This window comes from Streptomyces sp. WM4235, from assembly GCF_001279725.1.
Classification (GTDB): domain Bacteria; phylum Actinomycetota; class Actinomycetes; order Streptomycetales; family Streptomycetaceae; genus Streptomyces.
On sequence record NZ_LGDE01000116.1, the window covers coordinates 1 to 3,911 of the forward strand.

6 protein-coding genes and 1 pseudogene are annotated in these 3,911 nt (G+C 68.4%); 4 read left to right on the forward strand and 3 right to left on the reverse strand.

Annotated features, from left to right (window positions below):
* The 4 genes and pseudogenes from ADK55_RS12145 to ADK55_RS12160 all read left to right on the forward strand — a co-directional run.
* The coding region (locus ADK55_RS12145) for a lamin tail domain-containing protein (protein ID WP_199826498.1) at positions 1-214 on the forward strand (214 nt) is incomplete at its 5' end.
* 377 nt (positions 215-591) lie between these two features.
* Complete coding sequence (locus tag ADK55_RS12150) at positions 592-1,206, forward strand: hypothetical protein (RefSeq protein ID WP_234350011.1); 615 nt, start codon at positions 592-594, stop codon at positions 1,204-1,206.
* 183 nt (positions 1,207-1,389) lie between these two features.
* Positions 1,390-1,653 (forward strand): hypothetical protein, encoded by a 264-nt coding sequence (locus tag ADK55_RS12155; protein WP_053677941.1) that lies wholly within the window; start codon positions 1,390-1,392, stop codon positions 1,651-1,653.
* Between the two features lie 286 nt (positions 1,654-1,939).
* Positions 1,940-2,125: pseudogene (locus tag ADK55_RS12160) on the forward strand (ATP-binding protein); the annotation flags it as partial.
* Here ADK55_RS12160 and ADK55_RS12165 read toward each other — a convergent pair.
* The 3 genes from ADK55_RS12165 to ADK55_RS12170 form a co-directional block, all read right to left on the reverse strand.
* Entirely contained in the window at positions 2,115-2,624 is a 510-nt protein-coding gene (locus ADK55_RS12165) for a hypothetical protein (protein ID WP_234350012.1), read from the reverse strand. The pseudogene ADK55_RS12160 and the gene ADK55_RS12165 sit on opposite strands and share 11 nt — an antisense overlap.
* An 895-nt stretch (positions 2,625-3,519) precedes the next feature.
* Entirely contained in the window at positions 3,520-3,648 is a 129-nt protein-coding gene (locus ADK55_RS40440) for a hypothetical protein (protein WP_267887343.1), read from the reverse strand.
* 83 nt (positions 3,649-3,731) lie between these two features.
* Positions 3,732-3,911: hypothetical protein (locus ADK55_RS12170; RefSeq protein ID WP_053677945.1), on the reverse strand; the 180-nt coding region annotated here is incomplete at its 5' end.

Here is a 3,911-nt window from a genome sequence, read left to right on the forward strand (position 1 = left end):
GCGTGACTCCGACGGCAACCGGTACCGCTTCAACGACACCCGCATCGGCGGCCGCGCCACCATCCGGATCCACACCGGATCCGGCCGCGACACCCGCACGGACCTGTTCCAGGGCAAGCGTGACCACGTCTGGGACAACCGGGCCGATACCGCCACCCTGCGCGACGACCGCAACCGGACCGTGGACACCGAGTCCTGGGGCCGCCGCCGCTGACCAGGCTCTCGGTCCGCCGCCTGTGAACGGGCGGCAGCCGAACCCGTGATGGTCGTGTGCCGGGCAGTGCGCCAGCCGCCCGGCACACACCCATGCCCAGCCCCGGTCACCCAGCGCTGCCGGGCGCTCCACGCCCCCGGCGCGGGCGATGTCGAGGGCCCGGTCCCGTGACACGGCGGGCGATGTCCCCCTGAAGATCACCGCTGATTGCCGGCCCGGTGCGGAGCCGGCGGCGGGCGGTTCACCGGTCCGCTTCCTGCCGGGGTCTTCATCGTGGTTCGGAGTCAACTCGCCGGTTCCGGCCCCGCGTGCACCCCGGGGTGCGGGATCGTCGTCCCCGGGGGCGCGGACCACGGCCCGGTGGGACGGTGTTGGAGGTGTTTGTGGAGACGGACGAGACGTGGACGTCGGATGAGTACGGGCGGTCGCACGAGGGCCGGGTGGGTGTGCTCCTCGATGACGGGTCGGTCCCGAAGCCGGTCTACTTCGATTCGGCGTCGGGCAGCTCCGGCTGGGAGGTGAGCCATTGGAGCGTCTACGACGGCGCCGGCACCTACCAACCGCGCCCGAAGGCACACCTGCTGCGCGCGGAGTGCTCCTGCGGCTGGACCGGAACCGGGCACACCGTCGACTGGACGACAGTGGGGGAGGCCCCGTTCCACGAGAGCGGTCTGCCCACCGCGGATCGGTGCGAGGAGGACTGGGACACCCACCTCCGCGACGTCGCCACCGCCACGATCCCCCTCCCCACCGCGCTGGAAGCCCTCTTCCAGACCATCACCGCCGCGATCGAGAACCTCGCCCAGGACTCACCGACCGCCGCTCTCAAAGCCGCCCGCACCTTGGAACTCATCGCACAGCGCACCGCGTACTGGCCGGCCCACGATGCACGGGACCAGGACCCAAAGAGGGTGGCCGTCGATCTCGGTCTGTCGGTGGATGGGACTCGCGCTCTGTTGGCCCGCTTCGGGGGCCGGCACCCCCACGGCTGACCGGCAACCACCGGCCCGCCCTCGGTCATGCCCATGGCCCCGCCCGGTGGATGGCGGCAGGGTCCGGTTCAAGCGGTTGCGCCTGGACGTCACAGCCGAGGACGTACCCCGGTTCGGTCAGGGTCCGACTACGACGGCCGCCTGACCGGCGCATCCTGCTGCCGGCCTCCTCGTTGGTCGGGCATGAAGATCGTTACTTCCTCCACGCTCGCTGTCGCGGCCCTGCTCCTGGCTGCCGTTCCCGCCTCGGCCGACATCCTCGACATCGGCCGCGAGGGCAGCGATGAGGATCTCATCTCCAGCGAACCCGGGAGAGGGGAAATCCTCGGTGCCGTGGGCAGTGAGGACGATTCCACCATCAACCTTCTCCACCTCAGGAACAAGGACCTGGTGGATCGAGTCGTCAAGATCGGTGCGGACCGGCACCGGCACGGAAGGCGCACATAAGCACCGGCAGCTTCTGCATTCAGCTCCGACGACCTCCAGCGCGGACCGCCATCACCCGGTGGCGGTCCGCGCGTTCGTGCCCGGGTGCGATTTCTCGGTCTGAGGACCGCCGAGTATCCGGATGATTAGTCATCAATAACCCTGCTTTGTCAGGGACTTTAGGGACTGATTTTTCCGATTGGCGCGTCCAGTCGATGCCGAGGTCGGCCACGCGCTCGCGCTGCTCGACGCTCGCTCGTTCCCGGTGGCCGGGTTGGCATCGAAATCGAAGGCCCGGAGGGAGAGCTCTGTGGCGATAGCCTCCAACGAATCGTTTGGAGGCTGGACGAAAACCTTCACCGACCCCCGACTCTGCGCGGCCATCGTCGACCGCCTCACGTTCGGCGGCAACATCATCGAAACCGGAACCGACTCCTACCGCCTGGCCGTCACACGGGCCCGCGCCGAAGCCGCCGCGGCGGTCACAAGCTGACGTTTGTCCCGTTCACGGGGCCAGAGTTGTCTCCTTGGCCATCGGCAGGCACGTGCGGATGGTCCACGGTGGTGCCGTCTGGATTCAACCCGAAGGCCGCCGAAAGAACAGCGGGGAGATCCGCTTCCGGAAGTGCGGCACGTATCTCAGCCAGGACCTGAGGGAAGTCTTCATCGTCAATGAGTCCCGTGTATTCCTGGCGCAGTCGGTAAATGACCTCAACGAGCTCGGGCCGTAGTTGCATCCAGGCACGAGACGAACGGATCTCTTCGTCGACTTGGTCCATGAACCAGCGCATGACCTCGTAGGGAACTTCCAGGTGACGCCCGCGAGGATCGAAGCACACCGTCGGTTCTCGTGCAGGATCCTCGTCGGGGACGACTGCGGTCACAAGGTGGAGTTGCTCGGCGGCAAGCTCCAGTTCCAAGTACCAGGCGTCATCGGCTACGGAGTACATCGCGGTGATCGCGTAGTGGCCATTGGGGTGTGGGATGGGCATGGCCGCATGCTTTCACGCTCGCCAAGGCGGGGCGTCGCGAGCCCTACCGCCACAGCTCGGACCGGCTTGATCTACCAGTCCGAGAGGTCGACCACCTTCCAGAACGGCCGAAGCATTGGCCGCTCACGTGTCCGAGGTGGAGTCACTTCTCACATTCAGATCTTGCTCCTGAGACCCCTGAACGGAGTCAGAACTGACCTACCTATGGAGTCAGTTGTCACTGACGCAGCAGGAGCAGGAGCAGGAGCAGGCCCTGCCCGAGCAGAAGGCCGGCGGCTGGCTCTCCCGCTTCCGCCCCGGCCGAACCCGCTGATGTCCTTGGCCCCGCCCGTGAGCAGTTCGCCACCGTGATCCGGGCGCGGGGCCATGGCTGACGGGGGTCCCGTTCCGGGTCCTCTTTGGAGTCCCGTTCCGGGTCTCCTTTGAGGTCCCGTTTCGCGTCCCGTTCCATTCACGCCGCGGAACACCAAACAGGCAGGTCACAGGCTCAAGGAGGGGGTCGGAGGCACGCCGACTACTTCCTGACGGGCCGTGCCCACCCGCTGTGGGAGCCGGCCACCGGGCAGGCCTGAGCTCCCTGGGCAAGCGCAAGGCGACCCTGGGCAAGCCCTCCACGCGGGCTTGCCCAGGGGCCGGGTTACGCCATCGCGGCGGCCTCGGTCTCCAGGACGACGAGCTGCTGCGGGTCGACGGGGACGTCGTCGGCCGATAGGTGCCCGGGCATCACTCCTGGGCGGAGAACCCGCCCGCCGGCCGGTGACCGGTCACCAGTCACCGGTCCTGGTGTGCCGGTCACCGGCTCACTCACCGGTCACCGGTCCCCGGCGGCAATCACCGGTGAGTCACCGGTCGTCGGTCGCCGGTCACCGGTCCTCGGCCGGCAGTCACCGGTGAGTCACCGTTCGTCGGTCACCGGTCCGGTGCCGAGGGCGCGGCGGCCGCTGGTGCGGGCGGGCCGGGCGACGGCGGCCTGGGCGGTGGGGAGTTGCTCGGCGGCCGGGCGGGCGCGTGGTCCGGGCGACAACTCGGGGTTGTCGCCTCGGGTTGGTCCGGTGCCGAGTCGGCGGCGTTCGGTGGCCGGCGGCCCTGACGGGAAATTTCTCCCGGTCAGTCCCGGCTGGAAAGAGGAGTGCGCAGCTCGCCGCGGAGTCGGATGGACGTGTCGATGGGCAGTCCGAACTTGGCGTGACGCAGTTCCGCCGAACGCGCGGCGATGAGGTCGAGGTCCCGCAGCTGGCGCTTGAGCTCGTCGATCAGTGCCTTGTCGGTGTCGAGGAAGTCCCCTTC